10 protein-coding genes are annotated in these 16,541 nt (G+C 70.8%); 5 read left to right on the top strand and 5 right to left on the bottom strand.

Translation table 11 applies throughout. The annotated features are described in order from the left end of the window. The first annotated feature begins 2 nt into the window (after positions 1–2). From cphA to D9C15_RS29410, 3 genes are read left to right on the top strand one after another with little or no spacing between them, the layout of a single operon-like run. Positions 3–2,585: a cyanophycin synthetase gene (gene cphA / locus D9C15_RS29420; protein WP_128002914.1), complete on the top strand. Its 2,583-nt coding sequence runs from the start codon at positions 3–5 to the stop codon at positions 2,583–2,585. 39 nt (positions 2,586–2,624) lie between these two features. Next, positions 2,625–3,992, top strand: a complete 1,368-nt coding sequence (locus D9C15_RS29415) for a DNA recombination protein RmuC (RefSeq protein ID WP_128002912.1) — start codon at positions 2,625–2,627, stop codon at positions 3,990–3,992. Next, on the top strand, positions 3,985–5,196 hold the full coding sequence (locus D9C15_RS29410; protein WP_128002910.1) for an MFS transporter: 1,212 nt from the start codon (positions 3,985–3,987) through the stop codon (positions 5,194–5,196). The genes D9C15_RS29415 and D9C15_RS29410 overlap by 8 nt, the downstream gene beginning before the upstream one ends. Here D9C15_RS29410 and D9C15_RS29405 read toward each other — a convergent pair. The 5 genes from D9C15_RS29405 to D9C15_RS29385 are packed head-to-tail and all read right to left on the bottom strand — an operon-like array spanning position 5,186 to position 11,982. Further along, positions 5,186–5,788 (bottom strand): glutaredoxin family protein, encoded by a 603-nt coding sequence (locus D9C15_RS29405; RefSeq protein ID WP_128002908.1) that lies wholly within the window; start codon positions 5,786–5,788, stop codon positions 5,186–5,188. The two genes, D9C15_RS29410 and D9C15_RS29405, sit on opposite strands and share 11 nt — an antisense overlap. A gap of 32 nt (positions 5,789–5,820) precedes the next feature. Further along, the gene (locus D9C15_RS29400) at positions 5,821–7,884 is read right to left on the bottom strand and encodes a M3 family metallopeptidase (RefSeq protein ID WP_128002906.1); all 2,064 of its coding nucleotides are present in this window, start codon (positions 7,882–7,884) and stop codon (positions 5,821–5,823) included. A gap of 17 nt (positions 7,885–7,901) precedes the next feature. Further along, positions 7,902–8,756 carry a bifunctional methylenetetrahydrofolate dehydrogenase/methenyltetrahydrofolate cyclohydrolase FolD gene (gene folD / locus D9C15_RS29395; protein WP_128002904.1) on the bottom strand — a complete coding sequence of 285 codons (855 nt, stop codon included), beginning with the start codon at positions 8,754–8,756 and terminating at the stop codon, positions 7,902–7,904. A 59-nt stretch (positions 8,757–8,815) separates the two neighbouring features. Beyond that, on the bottom strand, positions 8,816–9,439 hold the full coding sequence (locus tag D9C15_RS29390) for a response regulator transcription factor (RefSeq protein ID WP_112191143.1): 624 nt from the start codon (positions 9,437–9,439) through the stop codon (positions 8,816–8,818). Next, positions 9,436–11,982 carry a PAS domain-containing sensor histidine kinase gene (locus tag D9C15_RS29385; RefSeq protein WP_128002902.1) on the bottom strand — a complete coding sequence of 849 codons (2,547 nt, stop codon included), beginning with the start codon at positions 11,980–11,982 and terminating at the stop codon, positions 9,436–9,438. The genes D9C15_RS29390 and D9C15_RS29385 overlap by 4 nt, the downstream gene beginning before the upstream one ends. A 171-nt stretch (positions 11,983–12,153) precedes the next feature. Between D9C15_RS29385 and aceE the strand changes: the two genes are divergently transcribed. Next, on the top strand, positions 12,154–14,865 hold the full coding sequence (aceE, locus tag D9C15_RS29380; protein WP_128002900.1) for a pyruvate dehydrogenase (acetyl-transferring), homodimeric type: 2,712 nt from the start codon (positions 12,154–12,156) through the stop codon (positions 14,863–14,865). A 19-nt stretch (positions 14,866–14,884) separates the two neighbouring features. Next, positions 14,885–16,540, top strand: a complete 1,656-nt coding sequence (gene aceF / locus D9C15_RS29375) for a dihydrolipoyllysine-residue acetyltransferase (protein ID WP_128002898.1) — start codon at positions 14,885–14,887, stop codon at positions 16,538–16,540. Position 16,541 lies beyond the last annotated feature (1 nt).

Here is a 16,541-nt window from a genome sequence, read left to right as displayed (position 1 = left end):
CCATGGAAGTCACCCGCATCCGCGTGCTGCGCGGACCCAACCTGTGGAGCCGGCACACGGCGATCGAGGCCGTGGTGCGCTGCGCGCCGGAGGAACGTGCGATCCGGGCCGGCGCGCCGCTGGAGCTGCGCCTGCGCGAACTGCTGCACGAGGTGGCGCCGGTGCGCCCGGTCGGCGACGAGGAGGTCGTGCCGCTGGCGCGCTGGCTCGAGCGACTGACGCTGGCGCTGCAGGCGCGCGCCGGCTGCCGCGTCAGCTTCGCGCGCACCTCGGTCGCGCCCGAGGAGGGCGTGTACCAGATCGTGGTCGAGTACACCGAGGAGAAGGTCGGCCGGCGTGCGCTCGAGCTGGCCGAGCAGCTGCTCGCCGCCGTGGCCGCCGGCCGGCATTTCGACACCGAGGCCGCGGTGGCCGAGCTGCGTGCGATCGACGAGGACGTTCGACTCGGCCCGTCCACCGGCTCGATCGTCAACGCGGCGCTGGCGCGCGGCATTCCGTACCGCCGCCTGACCGAGGGCAGCCTGGTGCAGTTCGGCTGGGGCGCGAAGCAGCGCCGCATCTGGGCCGCCGAGGTCGACTCCACCGGCGCGGTGGCCGAGTCGATCGCGCAGGACAAGGACCTGACCAAGCGCCTGCTGGCCGCCGCCGGCGTGCCGGTGCCGCGCGGCCGCCCCGTGGCCGACCTGGAGGACGGCTGGCGCGTGGCGCTGGAGCTCGGCCTGCCGGTGGTGGTCAAGCCGCAGGACGGCAACCAGGGCAAGGGCGTCACCGTCAACATCACCGACCGCGAGCACTACGAGGCCGCCTTCCGCGCGGCCGCGGAGATCGGCGACGTGATGGTCGAGCAGTTCCTGCCCGGGCACGACTTCCGCCTGCTGGTGGTGGGCGAGAGGCTGGTCGCCGCGGCGCGGCGCGACCCGCCCTACGTCATCGGCGACGGCGTGCACACGGTGCGCGAGCTGGTCGACATCGTCAACGCCGATCCGCGCCGCGGCGACGGCCACGCCACGCCGCTGACGCGCATCCGCCTGGACGACATCGCGCTCGCGCGGCTGAAGCTGCAGGGCCTGGCGGCCGACGCGGTGCCGGCCAACGGCCAGCGTGTCGTGCTGCGCAACAACGCCAACCTCAGCACCGGCGGCACCGCCACCGACGTGACCGACGACGTGCACCCCGAGGTGGCCGCGCGGGCGGTGGCGGCGGCACGCATGGTCGGGCTGGAGATCTGCGGCGTCGACGTGGTGTGCGAGAGCGTCGGCGTGCCGCTGGAGCAGCAGCGCGGCGGCGTGGTCGAGGTCAATGCCGCGCCGGGCCTGCGCATGCACCTGGCGCCGAGCTTCGGCAAGCCGCGCCTGGTGGGCGAGGCCATCATCGAGCGGCTCTACCCAGCCGGGCAGGACGGGCGCATCCCGGTGGTCGCGGTCACCGGCACGAACGGCAAGACCACCGTGACGCGGCTGATCGCGCACCTGTTCGCCGCCGCCGGCCTGAAGGTCGGCATGACCAACACCGACGGCGTGTGGGTCGACGGCCACCAGATCGACAGCGGCGACTGCTCCGGCCCGAAGAGCGCGCGCAACGTGCTTCTGCACCCCGACACCCAGGCCGCGGTGCTCGAGACCGCACGCGGCGGCATGCTGCGCGAGGGCCTCGCGTTCGACCGCTGCCAGGTGGCGGTGGTGACCAACGTCGGCGCGGGCGACCACCTCGGCCTGAACTACATCACCACGGTCGAGGACCTGGCGGTGCTCAAGCGCGTCATCGTGCAGAACGTGGCGCCCACCGGCTTCGCGGTGCTGAACGCGGCCGACCCGATCACGCTGGCGATGGCCTCGCACTGCCCGGGTGCCGTGATCCTGTTCGCCGTCGACGGCCACCTGCCCGCGCTGGTGGCGCACCGCGCGCAGGGCCGGCGCTCGGTGTTCGTCGAGGGCGAGGACATCGTCGCCGTCGAGGGCAGCGCGCGGGCCCGCGTGCCGCTGCGCGAGGTGCCGCTCACACGCGGCGGCACCATCTCGTTCCAGGTCGAGAACGCGCTCGCCGCCGTGGCCGCCGCCTGGGGCTGCGGCCTGTCGTTCGACGCGGTGCGCAGCGGCCTGGCGAGCTTCGTCAACGACGCGCACAACGCGCCGGGCCGCTTCAACGTGATGGACTACCGCGGCGCGACCGTGATCGCCGACTACGGCCACAACCCGGACGCGATGCAGGCGCTGGTGGCCGCGGTCAACGCGATGCCGGGCAGGCGCCGCTCGGTGGTGATCAGCGCCGCTGGCGACCGGCGCGACGAGGACATCGTCGCGCAGACCCGGATTCTCGGCGCCGCCTTCGACAGCGTGATCCTGTACCAGGACGCCGCCCAGCGCGGCCGCGCCGACGGCGAGGTGATCGCGCTGCTGCGCGAGGGCCTGAAGGGCGCGCCGCGTACCCGCGAGGTGGAGGAACTGCGCGGCGAGTTCGTCGCGATCGACCGCGCGCTCGCGGCGCTTCAACCGGGCGACCTGTGCCTGGTGCTGGTCGACCAGGTGGACGAGGCGCTCGCCCACCTGGCCGCGCGCATCGCCGAGGGCGGCACGGCGCGCGGCTGATCCGGCCGTCGCTCGTGCCGGCGCTGCGACAATCGCGGCATGAGCGAATGGATGCCCGCGCTGCTCGCCGTGCTGGCGGCGCTGAACCTGCTGCTGCTGGTCTGGCTTGCGCTGAAGAGCGGCGACGCGCAGCGGCCCTTCGGCGAACTGCGCCAGGAGGTGCAGGACAGCGCGCGCGGCACGCGCCAGGAGCTGGCGCAGTCGCTCTCGCTGTTCCAGCAGACCCTGCTGACGCAGCAGGGCGACGTGGCGCGCACGCAGAACGAGCAGATCGACTCCTTCCGCACCCAGCTGGCGGCGATGCAGCAGCTGGTGGCGCAGTCGCTGCACGGCGCGACGCAGTCGCTGGCGCAGCAGTCCCAGTCCTCGCGCGACGCGCAGGACGCGGCGCTGAAGCGCTTTGCCGATGCCTTCGGCGAGCAGATCCAGGCCATGCGCGGCACGGTCGAGCAGCGCCTCGCGGCGATCCAGGCCGACAACGAGAAGAAGCTCGAGCAGATGCGCGCCACGGTCGACGAGAAGCTGCACGCCACGCTCGAGCAGCGCCTGGGCGAGAGCTTCAAGCAGGTGGCCGACCGGCTCGACCAGGTGCACAAGGGCCTGGGCGAGATGCAGGGCCTGGCGCGCGATGTCGGCTCGCTGTCGCGCACGCTGACCAACGTGAAGACACGCGGCACCTTCGGCGAGATCCAGCTCGCCGCGCTGCTCGATGAGGTCTTCACGCCCGAGCAGGTGGGCCGCAACGTCGAGACCGTGCCGGGCAGCAACGCGCGGGTCGACTTCGCGATCCGCCTGCCGGGCCGGCGCGACGACGGTGCACCGCTGTGGCTGCCGATCGACGCCAAGTTCCCGCGCGAGGACTACGAGCGCCTGCTCGAGGCGCAGGAGCGCGCCGACCCGGTGGCCGTCGAGGCGGCGGCCAAGGGCATCGAGACGCAGCTGCGCCTGGAGGCGAAGAAGATCCGCGACAAGTACGTGGCGCCGCCGCACACCGCCGACTTCGGCATCCTGTTCGTGCCCACCGAGGGCCTGTACGCCGAGGCGCTGCGCCGGCCCGGGCTGGCCGAGGCGCTGCAGCGCGAGCACAAGATCATGCTGGCCGGCCCGACCACGCTGCTGGCCACGCTGAACAGCCTGCAGATGGGCTTCCGCACGCTGGCACTGGAGAAGCGCAGCGCCGAGGTGTGGGAGGTGCTGGGCGCGGTGAAGACCGAGTTCGCCAAGTTCGGCACGGTGCTCGCGAAGGTGCGCGACCAGACCCAGTCGGTCATCAAGACGCTCGACCAGGCCGACGTGCGCACGCGCCAGATGACCCGCGCGCTCAAGGGCGTGGAGTCGCTGTCGGACGATCGCGCCCGCGCGCTGCTGCCCGGCACCGAGGACGACGAGCGCCCGCTCGATGCCTGAGCCGGATCTTCGGCCGGGCACGCCGGCGCCGGTCGGCCCGGCGCCGCTGCTGGTCGCGCTGATCGCCGGGCAGATCGGCCTGCACGCCTGCATGACCGGGGTGCGCATGGCCGCGCCGCTGCAGGCGCTGCGCCAGGGCCTGCCGGCCTGGGCGGTGGGCCTGCTGATGGGGCTGTTCGCGCTGGCGCCCATCGTGCTCGCGCTGCAGGCCGGGCGCCTGGTGGACCGGCGCGGCTACCACCGGCCGATGCACGCGGCCATCGTGCTGGCCTGGCTGGGCGCGCTGTGCGCGGCGCTGGCCACGGCGCTGCCGGCCGAGGGCAGCGGTCTCGCGCTGCTGGCCATGGCGCTGGCCGCGGTCCTGGTCGGTGCCGGCGCGAACATCGGCCTGATCGCGACGCAGCGCACCGCCGGCCGCCACGCCCGCGACCCGGCCGCGATGCGGCGCGTGTTCAGCTGGCTCGGCCTGGCGCCGGCGCTGGCCAACGTGGTCGGGCCGGTGCTGGCCGGCACGCTCATCGACCTGGGCGGCTTCCGCCTCGCCTATGCGGCGATGTGCCTGCTGCCGCTGGCCGCCTGGGCCTGCACGCGGCACGTGCCGCACGAGCTGCCGCCGCCGCGCCCGCCCGGGCCGCGCCCGAGCGCATGGGGCCTGCTGCGCACGCCCGGCCTGCGCCGGCTGCTGCTGGTGAACTGGCTGCTCTCCTCGAGCTGGGACGTGCATGCCTTCCTGGTGCCGGTGCTGGGCCACGAGCGCGGCTTCAGCGCCTCGGCGATCGGGCTGGTGCTCGGGTTGTTCGCGGCCGCGGTCGCCGCGGTGCGCCTGGTGATCCCGCTGGTGGCGCACCACCTGCGCGAGGGCCCGATGCTGGCGGGCGCGATGCTCGCCACCGCGGCGATCTTCGCGTTCTACCCGTTGGTGCACGCGGCCTGGCTGATGGCGCTGTTCGCCACGCTGCTGGGCTTCGCGCTGGGCTCGGTGCAGCCGATGATCATGACGACGCTGCACCAGATCACGCCGCACGAGCGCCATGGCGAGGCGATCGCACTGCGCTCGATGACGATCAACTTCGCCAGCGCGCTGATGCCGCTGCTGTTCGGCGCACTGGGGGCGACGCTGGGCGCGTCGACGCTGTTCTGGCTGATGGGCGCGGCGGTCGGTGCCGGCAGCCTGCCGGCGCGCCGCGTGGGCGTCAGAACCTGATCGGCGATTCCGGCGCCGGCGGCGGCGCGGGCGGCGGGGGCGGCGGCGCGACCGGCTTGCGTTCGGTCAGCGGCGTCGGTGCCGGGTACTGGTAGCCCTGCGGCAGGCGCGATTCGCGCGGATAGCCGGCCGAGTCGAGGTAGCCGTTCCAGACCTCCGCGGCCAGGCCGCGCAGCACCTGCGCGCCGACCATCAGCGTGGGCGCCTCGCGCCCGCCGGTCAGGCGCTGCAGCGCCTCGGTGTCCTCGCCGCTCGCGACCAGCTTCTCGTTGAACGGCACGCCGCGCTGGCGCAGCAGCGCCCGGGCGGCGTCGCAGGGTTCGCAGGCGCCGCTGGTGGTGTAGAGCGTCACCGGGTAACGGCCGGCGGCCTGGCGCAGCTCCAGCGGAAGCTGGGTGTCGGCGGCCGCCGCGGCGCCGCCCGCACCGAGCGTGCTGACCTTGCCCTCGCGCGGCGAGGGCGCCCGGTCGGTGTAGGTGACCTTGCCGTCGGGGCCGACCACCTTGTATTGCGACAGCGCCGGCACGGCCGCCAGCGCGGCGAGCGTGAACACGAGCAGCGCGGGGCTCCGGCGCGGGAAAGGTGCGGTCATCTCGGCGCTCCTGGTTGCCGCGCGATGCTAAATCAGGCCAGGCCCTGGTGGCGCAACAAGGCGTCGATGCGCGGCTCGCGGCCGCGGAAGGCCTTGAAGCTCTCCAGCGCCGGGCGCGAGCCGCCGGCCTCGAGCACGCACTCGCGGTAGCGTGCGCCGGTGGCCGGGTCGAGCGGGTCGCCGTCGCCGGCCGCCTCCTCGAAGGCGCTCCAGGCGTCGGCCGACAGTACTTCGGCCCACTTGTAGCTGTAGTAGCCGGCCGCGTAGCCGCCGGCGAAGATGTGCGAGAAGCTGTGCAGGAAGCGGTTGAAGGGCGGCGGCTGCAGCACCGCGACCTCGCGCCGCACCTCGGCCAGCACCGCGTCGACCTGCGCCTCGCTGCCCGGTTCGGCGTGCAGCCGCATGTCGATCAGCGCGAACTCCACCTGGCGCAGCGTCTGCAGCCCGCTGTGGAAGTTCTTCGCCGCCAGCATGCGCTCGAAAAGCGTGCGCGGCAGCGGCGTGCCGCTGTCCACGTGCGCCGTCAGGCGCTGCAGCACGCTCCACTCCCAGCAGAAGTTCTCCATGAACTGGCTGGGCAGCTCGACCGCGTCCCACTCGACGCCGGCGATGCCGGAGACGCCCAGCTCGTCGACGCGCGTCAGCAGGTGGTGCAGGCCGTGGCCGAACTCGTGGAACAGCGTGGTCACGTCGTCATGCGTCAGCAGCGCCGGGCGCAGCTGGCCGTCCACCGCCACCGGCGCGGCGAAGTTGCACACCAGCGTGGCCACCGGCGTCTGCAGCGTGCCGTCGGGGCGGCGCCAACGCGGGCGCAGGCCGTCCATCCAGGCGCCCGGGCGCTTGCCGGGGCGGGCATAGGGGTCGAGGTAGAACTGGCCGACCAGCTCGGCGGCCGCATCCCCGGTGCCGCGGCGCTCGATGCGGAAGAAACGCACGTCGGGGTGCCAGACCGGCGCGCTGTCGGGCCGGATCGTGACGCCGAACAGCGTCTCGATGATGTGGAACAGGCCCTCGAGCACCCGCGGCTCGGTGAAGTACTGCTTCACCTCCTGGTCGCTGAAGGCGTAGCGCTGCTCCTTCAGGCGCTCGCTGGCGAACATCATGTCCCAGGCCTGCAGGTCGGGCAGGCCGAGTTCGTCGCGCGCGAAGGCGCGCAGCTCGGCCAGGTCGCGTTCGGCGCCGGGGCGGGCGCGGCGCGCCAGGTCGCGCAGGAACTCGGCCACCTGCTGCGGCGACTCGGCCATCTTCGGCACCAGCGACACCTCGGCGAAGCTGGCCTTGCCCAGCAGCTGCGCCTCCTCCTGGCGCAGCGCGAGCAGGCGCTGCATCACCGGGCCGTTGTCCAGCGTGCCCGGGCCGAGCTCGCTGGCGCGGGTGACGTAGGCGGTGTAGAGCTTCTCGCGCAGCGCACGGTTCGTGCCGTACTGCATCACCGGCAGGTAGCTGGGCAGGTGGAGCGTCAGCTTGCAGCCCTCGCGTCCCTCGGCGTGCGCTGCGGCGCGCGCGGCCGCGACAGCGTCTTCCGGCACGCCGGCCAGTTCGGCGGCGTCGACGTAGAGCGCGAAGCCGTCGGTGGCGTCCAGCACATGCTCCGAGAAGCTGCGGCCCAGCTCGGCCTGCAGCTCCTGCAGCTGCGCGAAGCGCACCTTGGCCGCGCCCTCGAGCTCGGCGCCGGAGAGCACGAAGTCGCGCAGCGCGTTGGCCAGCGCCTTGCGCCGCGCCGCGTTCAGCTGCACCGCCGCGGGCGAGCCCATCACCGCCTTGTACTTGGCGTAGAGCTTCTCGTCGGCGCCGAGCCGGGTGTGGAACTCGGTGACCTTGGGCAGCGCCTCCGTGTAGGCGGCGCGCAGCTCGGGCGTGTTGGCCACGGCGTTGAGGTGGCGCACCGCGCCCCAGGCGCGGTCCAGCCGCTCGGTGGCCACGTCGAGCACCCGCGCCAGCGCGTCGTAGTCGGCCGGTGTCGCCTCGCTGGTGGCCTGGGCCAGCGCGGCGTCGGCCTCGCGCAGCAGCGCCTCGATCGCCTGCGCGACATGGTCGGGCCGGATGCGGTCGTAGGCCGTCAGGCCGGTGGTCTCGAGCAGCGGATTGGGGTCCATCGACAAGCAGCCTTTCCTCAGGCGCGCGCGGCCGCCTGCGCGGCCTCGAGCGTGTTGACGAGCAGCATCGCGCGGGTCATCGGGCCGACGCCGCCGGGCACCGGGGTGATCCACCCGGCCACCTGCGACACGCCGGCGAAATCGACGTCGCCGCACAGCTTGCCTTCGTCGTTGCGGTTCATGCCGACGTCGATGATGACGGCACCCGGCTTGACCATGTCGGCGGTGAGCACGTTGCGCTTGCCCACCGCGGCAACGACGATGTCCGCCTGCCGCGTGTGCGCGGCCAGGTCCGGCGTGGCGCTGTGGCAGATCGTGACGGTGGCGTTGGCCTGCAGCAGCAGCAGGGCCATCGGCTTGCCGACGATGTTGCTGCGGCCGATCACCACGGCATGTTTGCCGCGCGGATCGCAGCCGATCGCCTCGAGCATCTTCATGCAGCCGTAGGGCGTGCAGGCCTTGAAGCCGGGCCGGCCGATCATCAGCGCGCCGGCGCTGGCGACGTGGAAGCCGTCCACGTCCTTGGCCGGCGAGATGGTCTCGATCACCTTGTTGGCGTCGATGTGCTTCGGCAGCGGCAGCTGCACCAGGATGCCGTGGATGCTCGCATCGGCATTGAGCTCGCGGATGCGCTGCAGCAGCGTGGCCTCGCTCAGGCTGGCCGGGTGGCGGTCGAGCACCGAGCGCATGCCCACGCTCTCGCAATCGGCCACCTTGTGCTTCACGTACACCTGCGAGGCCGGGTCCTCGCCGACCAGGATCACCGCCAGCCCGGGCTGGCGCCCCTGCGCGGCGAGCGCCGCCACCTGCTGCGCGACCTCGCCGCGGACCTTCTTCGCCAGTGCATTGCCGTCGATCAACCGGGCCGTCATGGATGTCCTCGAAAACGACGAAGGCCGCTTCGCAGCGGCCTCGTGGTGGGGGTGGCGGATCAGGCCTTCGCCTGGGCGCCGAGCGCGATCTTCAGCAGATCGGCCACGGTGTTGGCGTTGAGCTTCTCCATGATGTTGGCGCGGTGCGCCTCCACCGTCTTGATGCTGATGCCGAGGTCGTCGGCGATCTGCTTGTTCAGCCGGCCGGCGACGATGCGCTCGAGCACCTGGGCCTCGCGGGTGGTCAGGCGCGACAGCAGCGCGTCGCGGCTGGCCGCCTCCTGGTGCTGGCTGAAGGCGGCGCGCGCCTGGTCGAGCATGCGCTCGACGAGGCCGAGCAGCTCTTCCTCCTTGAAGGGCTTCTCGATGAAGTCCATCGCACCCTTCTTCATCGTCGAGACGGCCATCGGCACGTCGCCGTGACCGGTGATGAAGACCACCGGCAGAGGCGAGCGGCGCTCGACCAGCCGGTCCTGCAGCTCGAGCCCGCTCATGCCGTCCATGCGGATGTCGGCGATCAGGCAGGCCACCTCGCGCGGGTCGAAGCGGGACAGGAAGGACTCGGCCGAGTCGAAGCACTTGACGCGGTAGTCCTTGCCCTCGAGCAGCCACTGCAGCGAATCACGCACGGCCTCGTCGTCGTCGACGACGTAGACGGTGCCTTTTTTCGGGATCAGGCTCATGAGGCGATGCTGGATTGGGGGGTCGCGGGCTTGGTCGGATGCTCGGCCTCGCTGCGCGAGGTGTCGACCGGCAACGTGAAGGAGAAACGGCAGCCGGACACGGAGCTTCCATTGTAGAGGTTCTGCGCCTTGATCCGACCCCGGTGGCTCTCGATGATCGAGCGGCACAGGGACAGGCCGATGCCCAGCCCGTCGGTCTTGGTCGAGAAGAATGCCTCGTACATGCGCGACAGCACCTCCTCCTTGAGGCCCGGGCCCATGTCGGTGACCGTGAACTCGATCACGCCCCCTTCCTCGGGGGTGTGGCGCGGCACCACGCGCAGCTCGATGTTGCGACGCGCCGGCGGCAGCTGCGCGTTGTCGATCGCCTCGGCGGCGTTCTTCACGAGATTCAGCACCACCTGCTCGATCAGGATCGGGTCGACCATCAGCACCGGCAGGCGCTGCGCGACGTAGACCTGGATCGCCACGTTGCGGCGGCGCAGCTCGATGCCGGCGAGCTCGACCGCGTCCTCGACGATCTGGCGCGCCTGCGCCGGCTGGCGCACCGGCTCGCTGCGCTTCACGAAGGCGCGGATGCGGTGGATGATCTGCCCGGCACGCTGCGCCTGGCGCGAGGTCTTCTCGAGCGCGGCGATCAGGTCGTCCTTGGCGATCGCGTCGTTCTTGACGCGCGACACCATGCCGTTGCAGTAGTTGGCGATCGCGGTCAGCGGCTGGTTCAGCTCGTGCGCCACCGAGGAGGCCATCTCGCCCATCGTCACCAGGCGGCTGGTGACCTGCGCCTTCTCGGCCTGATTGGCCGCCAGGCTCTCGGCGTTGCGGCGCGCGGTGATGTCCGTCGCGATCAGCATCTGCGCCAGGCGGCCGTCGGTCCACTGCAGGTAGCGCGTACGCACGTCGAACCACTTGCGCAGCGGCTCGATGAACACCTCGCGCGAGTCGGAGCCGGCTTCTGTCAGTTCGGTGGTCGGCAGTCCGCCGAGCGACTCGATGCTGTCGCCGAACTCGCTGTTGCGGAACGGCCCCGGGTCGCCGCCGGCCAGCAGCGCATGGCCCTGTGCGTCGGCGCCGAACCAGAGCCGGTAGGAGCGGTTGGCGAACAGCAGCTCGGCCTGCTGCACCGACAGCACCGACACCGCGGCATCGAGCCCCTCGAGCACGGTCGTGAAGCGCTCGTGTGAGGCGCTGAGCTGGTCGCGGATGCGCTTGGCCTCGGTGATGTTGGTCATCGAGGTCATCCAGCCGGTCTGCTGGCCCTTGGGGTCGATCAGCGGCGAGACGTACATGCGCGAGTCGAACACCGAGCCGTCCTTGCGCATCACGCGCACCTCGATGCCGCCGGCCGGGCTGCGGCCCTGCAGCTCCTGCTGCAACAGGCGGTTGTTCTCCTCGAAGCGGTCCGGCGGCCAGTAGGGGAAGGGCGGACGGCGGCCGATCAGCTCGGCCTCGAGGAAGCCCGTCATCGCGCAGAAGGCCGGGTTCACGTAGGTGATGCGGCCTTCCAGGTCCATCGCACGCATGCCGGTGAGCATGGAGTTCTCCATCGCCCGGCGGAAGTTGGTCTCGAGGATCAGCGCGTTCTGCATCTGCAGGCGCCGGCGCATGTGGCGCCAGGTGCCCAGCAGCATCCACACCGTCAGCACCGACAGGGCGACGACCATCCAGAACAAGGTGTTGCCGATCAGGCCGACCGAGGTGCGGTAGCCGTGGCCGCGCAGCACCAGGCCGTTGCCGGCCGGTGCCACCGGCACCTCATGCACGAACTGCGGCTTGCGCGACGGGTTGCCCGGCAGGTTGGAGACGGTGCTGGCGAGGATGCGGTCGTTCGCGTCCAGCAGCGTGATGGCGTGCCGGTTCGACACTTCGGCCGGCACGAAGTAGCGCACCAGGGCCTCGACCGAGTACTCGGCCACCAGCGCGCCGGCGAAGTTGCTGCGGTCCAGCAGCGGGACGTGGACCTGAAAGACCGCGTTGTCGAAGCGGTCGTTGAAGGGGCGCGAGTAGACCGGCTGGCGCAGTTCGCGCGCGGTGTCGAAGGCGGCATCGGGCTCGGGGGGCCGCGGCGCGCCGCTGTTGTCCGGTGCGGCCCCCAGCTCGGCCTGGAAGGTGGTGGCCGAGTAGCTCGCCCGGCGCGTGCGGTGAGCGTCGACCCAGACCATGCCGGTCACCTCGGGCCGCTCGCGCGTGAAGCTGGAGGCCTGCTCGAGGAAGTCCTCCTGGTCGATGGTGCGCGTGACGATCTCGCGCGCGATGCGCACCAGCTGCTCCTGGTTCTCGATCAGGCGCAGGCGGATCTGCTGCTGCGCCACCTCGGCGTCGCGTTTCACCGAGGCCTGCTCGCGTTCGATTTCCTCGTTGCGGAGATACCAGAACGTCGAGATGATCGCCGCGAGAAAGAGCAGCACCGACACCAGCGGGCCGAGCGTCGCGAAGCGGTCCTGCCGGGCCGGGGACTGTCGGCGCCACCAGCGGCCGAACAGTCGCTGCACCCAGCTGCGCGCCGGACGCGACGGCGGGGTGGGCAGGGGAGAGGGCTGCATGACGTGATTATCGACGTGGGCGTCCGGCCGGCTCCGGCGGTTCCCTCGCGGGTGGCACGCGGGTGGGGTGGCTTTATTTCATATGGTGGTACGTAGTAGCACTATTTGAAATTTGACGCAGGCTGTGCCACACTCCGCCCCGTCCCGAACAACCCCAGCCCAGGAGACAACATGTCCGCACTGCCCGATTCGTTCGGCGGCGCTGCCGCGAACGATGCCGATGCCCAGGAAACCCGCGAGTGGCTCGACGCGCTGTCGGCCGTCATCGGTGCCGAAGGCAACGACCGCGCCCACTTCCTGCTCGAGGCCCTGATCGACCATGCGCGTCAGGCTGGCATCGACCTGCCGTTCTCGGCCAACACGGCCTACGTCAACACGATCCCGACCGACCAGGAAGAGCGCTCGCCCGGCAACATCGAGATCGAGGAGCGCCTGCGCACCTACATGCGCTGGAACGCGATGGCGATGGTGGTCAAGGCCAACCGCCTGCACCCGGCCGACGGCGGTGACCTGGGCGGCCATATCTCCAGCTTCGCGTCGCTCGCGACGATGTTCGGCACCGGCTTCAACCACTTCTGGCATGCCGAGAGCCCGGGCCACGGCGGCGACCTGCTCTACATCCAGGGCCACAGCGCCCCCGGCGTCTACGCCCGAGCCTTCATGGAAGGCCGCCTGACCGAGGAGCAGCTGCTGAACTTCCGCCAGGAAGTCGACGGCAAGGGCATCTCCAGCTACCCGCACCCGAAGCTGATGCCCGAGTTCTGGCAGTTCCCAACCGTCTCGATGGGCCTGGGCCCGCTGATGGCGATCTACCAGGCGCGTTTCCTGAAGTACCTGCATGCACGCGGCATCGCCGACACCGCCAACCGCAAGGTCTGGGTGTTCTGCGGCGACGGCGAGATGGACGAGCCCGAGTCGCTCGGCGCCATCGGCCTGGCGGCGCGCGAGAAGCTCGACAACCTCGTCTTCGTCATCAACTGCAACCTGCAGCGCCTGGACGGCCCGGTGCGCGGCAACGGCAAGATCATCCAGGAGCTCGAGAGCGAGTTCCGCGGCTCGGGCTGGAACGTCATCAAGCTGCTGTGGGGCAGCTACTGGGATCCGCTGCTGGCGCGCGACAAGGAAGGCATCCTGCGCAAGGTGATGATGGAGGTCGTCGACGGCGACTACCAGGCCATGAAGGCCAACGACGGTGCGTTCGTGCGCAAGAACTTCTTCGGCCGCCACCCGAAGCTGCTCGAGATGGTCTCGAAGATGAGCGACGAGGACATCTGGCGCCTGCAGCGCGGTGGCCACGACCCGCAGAAGGTCTACGCGGCCTTCCACCGCGCCAACAGCCACCAGGGCCAGCCGACCGTGCTGCTGATCAAGACGGTCAAGGGCTTCGGCATGGGCAAGAGCGGCGAGGGCAAGAACACCGCGCACCAGACCAAGAAGCTGATCGACGAGGACGTGCGCGCCTTCCGCGACCGCTTCAACGTGCCCATCCCGGACGACAAGCTGTCCGACATCCCGTTCTACAAGCCGGCCGACGACACGCCGGAGATGAAGTACCTGCACGAGCGTCGCCAGGCGCTGGGCGGCTACCTGCCCAAGCGCCGCACCAAGGCCGACGAGCAGTTCACGGTGCCGGCACTCGACACCTTCAAGGCCGTGCTCGAGCCCACCGCCGAGGGCCGCGAGATCAGCACCACGCAGGCCTACGTGCGCTTCCTGACGCAGCTGCTGCGCGACCAGGCGCTCGGGCCCCGCACCGTGCCCATCCTCGTCGACGAGGCGCGCACCTTCGGCATGGAAGGCCTGTTCCGCCAGATCGGCATCTACAACCCGGCAGGCCAGCAGTACACCCCGGTCGACAAGGACCAGGTCATGTACTACAAGGAGGACAAGGCCGGCCAGATCCTGCAGGAAGGCATCAACGAGCCGGGCGGCATGGCGAGCTGGATCGCCGCGGCGACGTCGTACTCGACGAACAACCGCATCATGGTGCCCTTCTACATCTACTACTCGATGTTCGGGTTCCAGCGCATCGGCGACCTGGCCTGGGCCGCGGGTGACATGCAGGCGCGCGGCTTCCTGCTCGGCGGCACCTCGGGCCGCACGACGCTCAACGGCGAGGGCCTGCAGCACGAGGACGGCCACAGCCACATCCTCGCCGGCACGATCCCGAACTGCGTCAGCTACGACCCGACCTTCGCGCACGAGGTCGGCGTGATCATCCACCACGGTCTCAAGCGCATGGTGGAGAAGCAGGACAACGTCTTCTACTACCTCACGCTGCTGAACGAGAACTACCCGATGCCCGGCCTGAAGCCCGGCACCGAGGAGCAGATCATCAAGGGCATGTACCTGCTGCAGGAGGCGGGCGCCAAGAAGAAGCAGCCGGTCGTCAACCTGCTGGGCAGCGGCACCATCCTGCGCGAATCGATGGCCGCCAAGGAACTGCTCGAGGCCGACTGGGGCGTGGCCGCCAACGTCTGGAGCTGCCCGAGCTTCAACGAGCTGGCCCGCGACGGCCAGGACGCCGAGCGCTGGAACCTGCTGCACCCGACCGAGGCCCCGCGCGTGCCCTTCGTCGCGCAGCAGCTCGAGCCGCATGCCGGCCCGGTGGTCGCGTCGACCGACTACATGAAGGCCTACGCCGAGCAGATCCGCGCCTACATCCCGAAGGGCCGCGCCTACAAGGTGCTGGGCACCGACGGCTTCGGCCGCAGCGATTTCCGCAGCAAGCTGCGCGAGCACTTCGAGGTGAACCGCCACTACGTCGTCGTCGCCGCGCTGAAGGCGCTGGCCGACGAGGGCACGGTGCCGCTGGCCAAGGTCGCCGAGGCGATCAAGAAGTACGGCATCAACACCGAGAAGATCAACCCGCTCTACGCCTGAACAAGAACGGAGACAAGTCATGGCAGTGGTGGAAGTGAAGGTCCCCGACATCGGGGACTTCAAGGACGTGGCCGTCATCGAGGTGCTGGTCAAGCCCGGTGACACGATCAAGGCGGAGCAGTCGCTGATCACGGTCGAGAGCGACAAGGCCTCGATGGAGATCCCGTCCTCGCACGCGGGCGTGGTCAAGGAGCTGAAGGTCGGCGTGGGCGACAAGGTCAGCGAAGGTTCGCTGGTGCTGCTGGTCGAGGCCGAGGGCGCCGGTGCGCCGGCGGCTGCGCCGGCTGCCGCGGCACCGGCCGCTGCCGCTGCCGCACCGGCCCCGGTGGCTCAGGCCCCGGCGGCCGCACCGGCCGCTTCGAGCGGCCCGGTCGAGGTGCTGGTGCCCGACATCGGCGACTTCGACCAGGTCGCGGTGATCGAGGTGTTCATCAAGCCGGGCGACACCGTCAAGGTCGAGCAGAGCCTGATCACGGTCGAGAGCGACAAGGCCTCGATGGAGATCCCGTCCTCGCATGCCGGCGTGGTGAAGGAAGTCAAGGTCAAGCTCGGCGACAAGGTCAGCAAGGGCAGCCTGGTCGCGATCGTCGAGGCCACCGGCGGTGCCCCCGCCGCGGCGGCGCCGGCCGCTGCCGCCGCTGCTGCGCCGGCGCCCGCCAGCGCGGCCGTGCCGGCCCCGGCCGGCAAGACCCCGCCCACGGCGGCGCTGCCGGCCCACGAGCCGACCGCGCCCAAGGGCACACCGCCGCATGCCTCGCCCTCGATCCGCAAGCTGGCGCGCGAACTGGGCGTGCCGCTGGACGAGGTCAAGGGCAGCGGGCCGAAGGGCCGCATCACCGAGGCCGACGTGCAGTCCTTCGTCAAGGGCGTGATGGCCGGTGCGGTGCAGACGCGTGCCCAGGCTGCCAAGGCTCCGGCCGCAGCGGCCGGCGGCGGTGCGTTCCCGGGCCTGCTGCCCTGGCCGCAGGTGGACTTCACCAAGTTCGGCGAGATCGAGCGCAAGGAGATGTCGCGGATCAAGAAGATCAGCGGCGCCAACCTGCATCGCAACTGGGTGATCATCCCGCACGTCACCAACCACGACGACTGCGACATCACCGACCTGGAGGCCTTCCGCGTCCAGCTGAACAAGGAGAACGAGAAGAGCGGCATCAAGGTCACGATGCTCGCCTTCATGATCAAGGCGGCCGTCGCGGCGCTGAAGAAGTTCCCCGAGTTCAACGCCTCGATCGACGGCGATTCGATCATCCTGAAGAAGTACTTCCACATCGGCTTCGCGGCGGACACGCCGAACGGCCTCGTGGTGCCGGTGATCAAGGACGCCGACAAGAAGGGCGTGCTGCAGATCAGCCAGGAGATGAGCGATCTGGCCAAGAAGGCGCGCGACGGCAAGCTCGGTCCGGCCGACATGTCGGGCGGCTGCTTCTCGATCTCGTCGCTGGGCGGCATCGGCGGGCGCTACTTCACGCCGATCATCAACGCGCCCGAGGTCGCGATCATGGGCGTGTGCAAGAGCAGCACCGAGCCGCGCTGGGACGGCAAGCAGTTCGTGCCGCGCCTGATCCTGCCGCTCTCGCTGTCGTGGGACCACCGCGTCATCGACGGCGCGGCCGCGGCCCGCTTCAACGCCTACTTCGGCTCGGTCCTGACGGATTTCCGTCGGGTCATGCTGTAAA

This window comes from Piscinibacter defluvii (genome assembly GCF_004011805.1).
GTDB lineage: Bacteria > Pseudomonadota > Gammaproteobacteria > Burkholderiales > Burkholderiaceae_C > Piscinibacter > Piscinibacter defluvii.
The sequence above is the reverse complement of the archived record's forward strand: the minus strand, read 5'-3'. Positions and strand labels throughout refer to the sequence as shown.

Bases quoted from the DNA above. Each gene is read 5' to 3' on its own strand.
- cphA (WP_128002914.1), top strand. From the start codon at position 3: ATGGAAGTCACCCGCATCCGCGTGCTGCGCGGACCCAACCTGTGGAGC.
- D9C15_RS29415 (WP_128002912.1), top strand. From the start codon at position 2,625: ATGAGCGAATGGATGCCCGCGCTGCTCGCCGTGCTGGCGGCGCTGAAC.
- D9C15_RS29410 (WP_128002910.1), top strand. From the start codon at position 3,985: ATGCCTGAGCCGGATCTTCGGCCGGGCACGCCGGCGCCGGTCGGCCCG.
- D9C15_RS29405 (WP_128002908.1), bottom strand. From the start codon at position 5,788: ATGACCGCACCTTTCCCGCGCCGGAGCCCCGCGCTGCTCGTGTTCACG.
- D9C15_RS29400 (WP_128002906.1), bottom strand. From the start codon at position 7,884: ATGGACCCCAATCCGCTGCTCGAGACCACCGGCCTGACGGCCTACGAC.
- folD (WP_128002904.1), bottom strand. From the start codon at position 8,756: ATGACGGCCCGGTTGATCGACGGCAATGCACTGGCGAAGAAGGTCCGC.
- D9C15_RS29390 (WP_112191143.1), bottom strand. From the start codon at position 9,439: ATGAGCCTGATCCCGAAAAAAGGCACCGTCTACGTCGTCGACGACGAC.
- D9C15_RS29385 (WP_128002902.1), bottom strand. From the start codon at position 11,982: ATGCAGCCCTCTCCCCTGCCCACCCCGCCGTCGCGTCCGGCGCGCAGC.
- aceE (WP_128002900.1), top strand. From the start codon at position 12,154: ATGTCCGCACTGCCCGATTCGTTCGGCGGCGCTGCCGCGAACGATGCC.
- aceF (WP_128002898.1), top strand. From the start codon at position 14,885: ATGGCAGTGGTGGAAGTGAAGGTCCCCGACATCGGGGACTTCAAGGAC.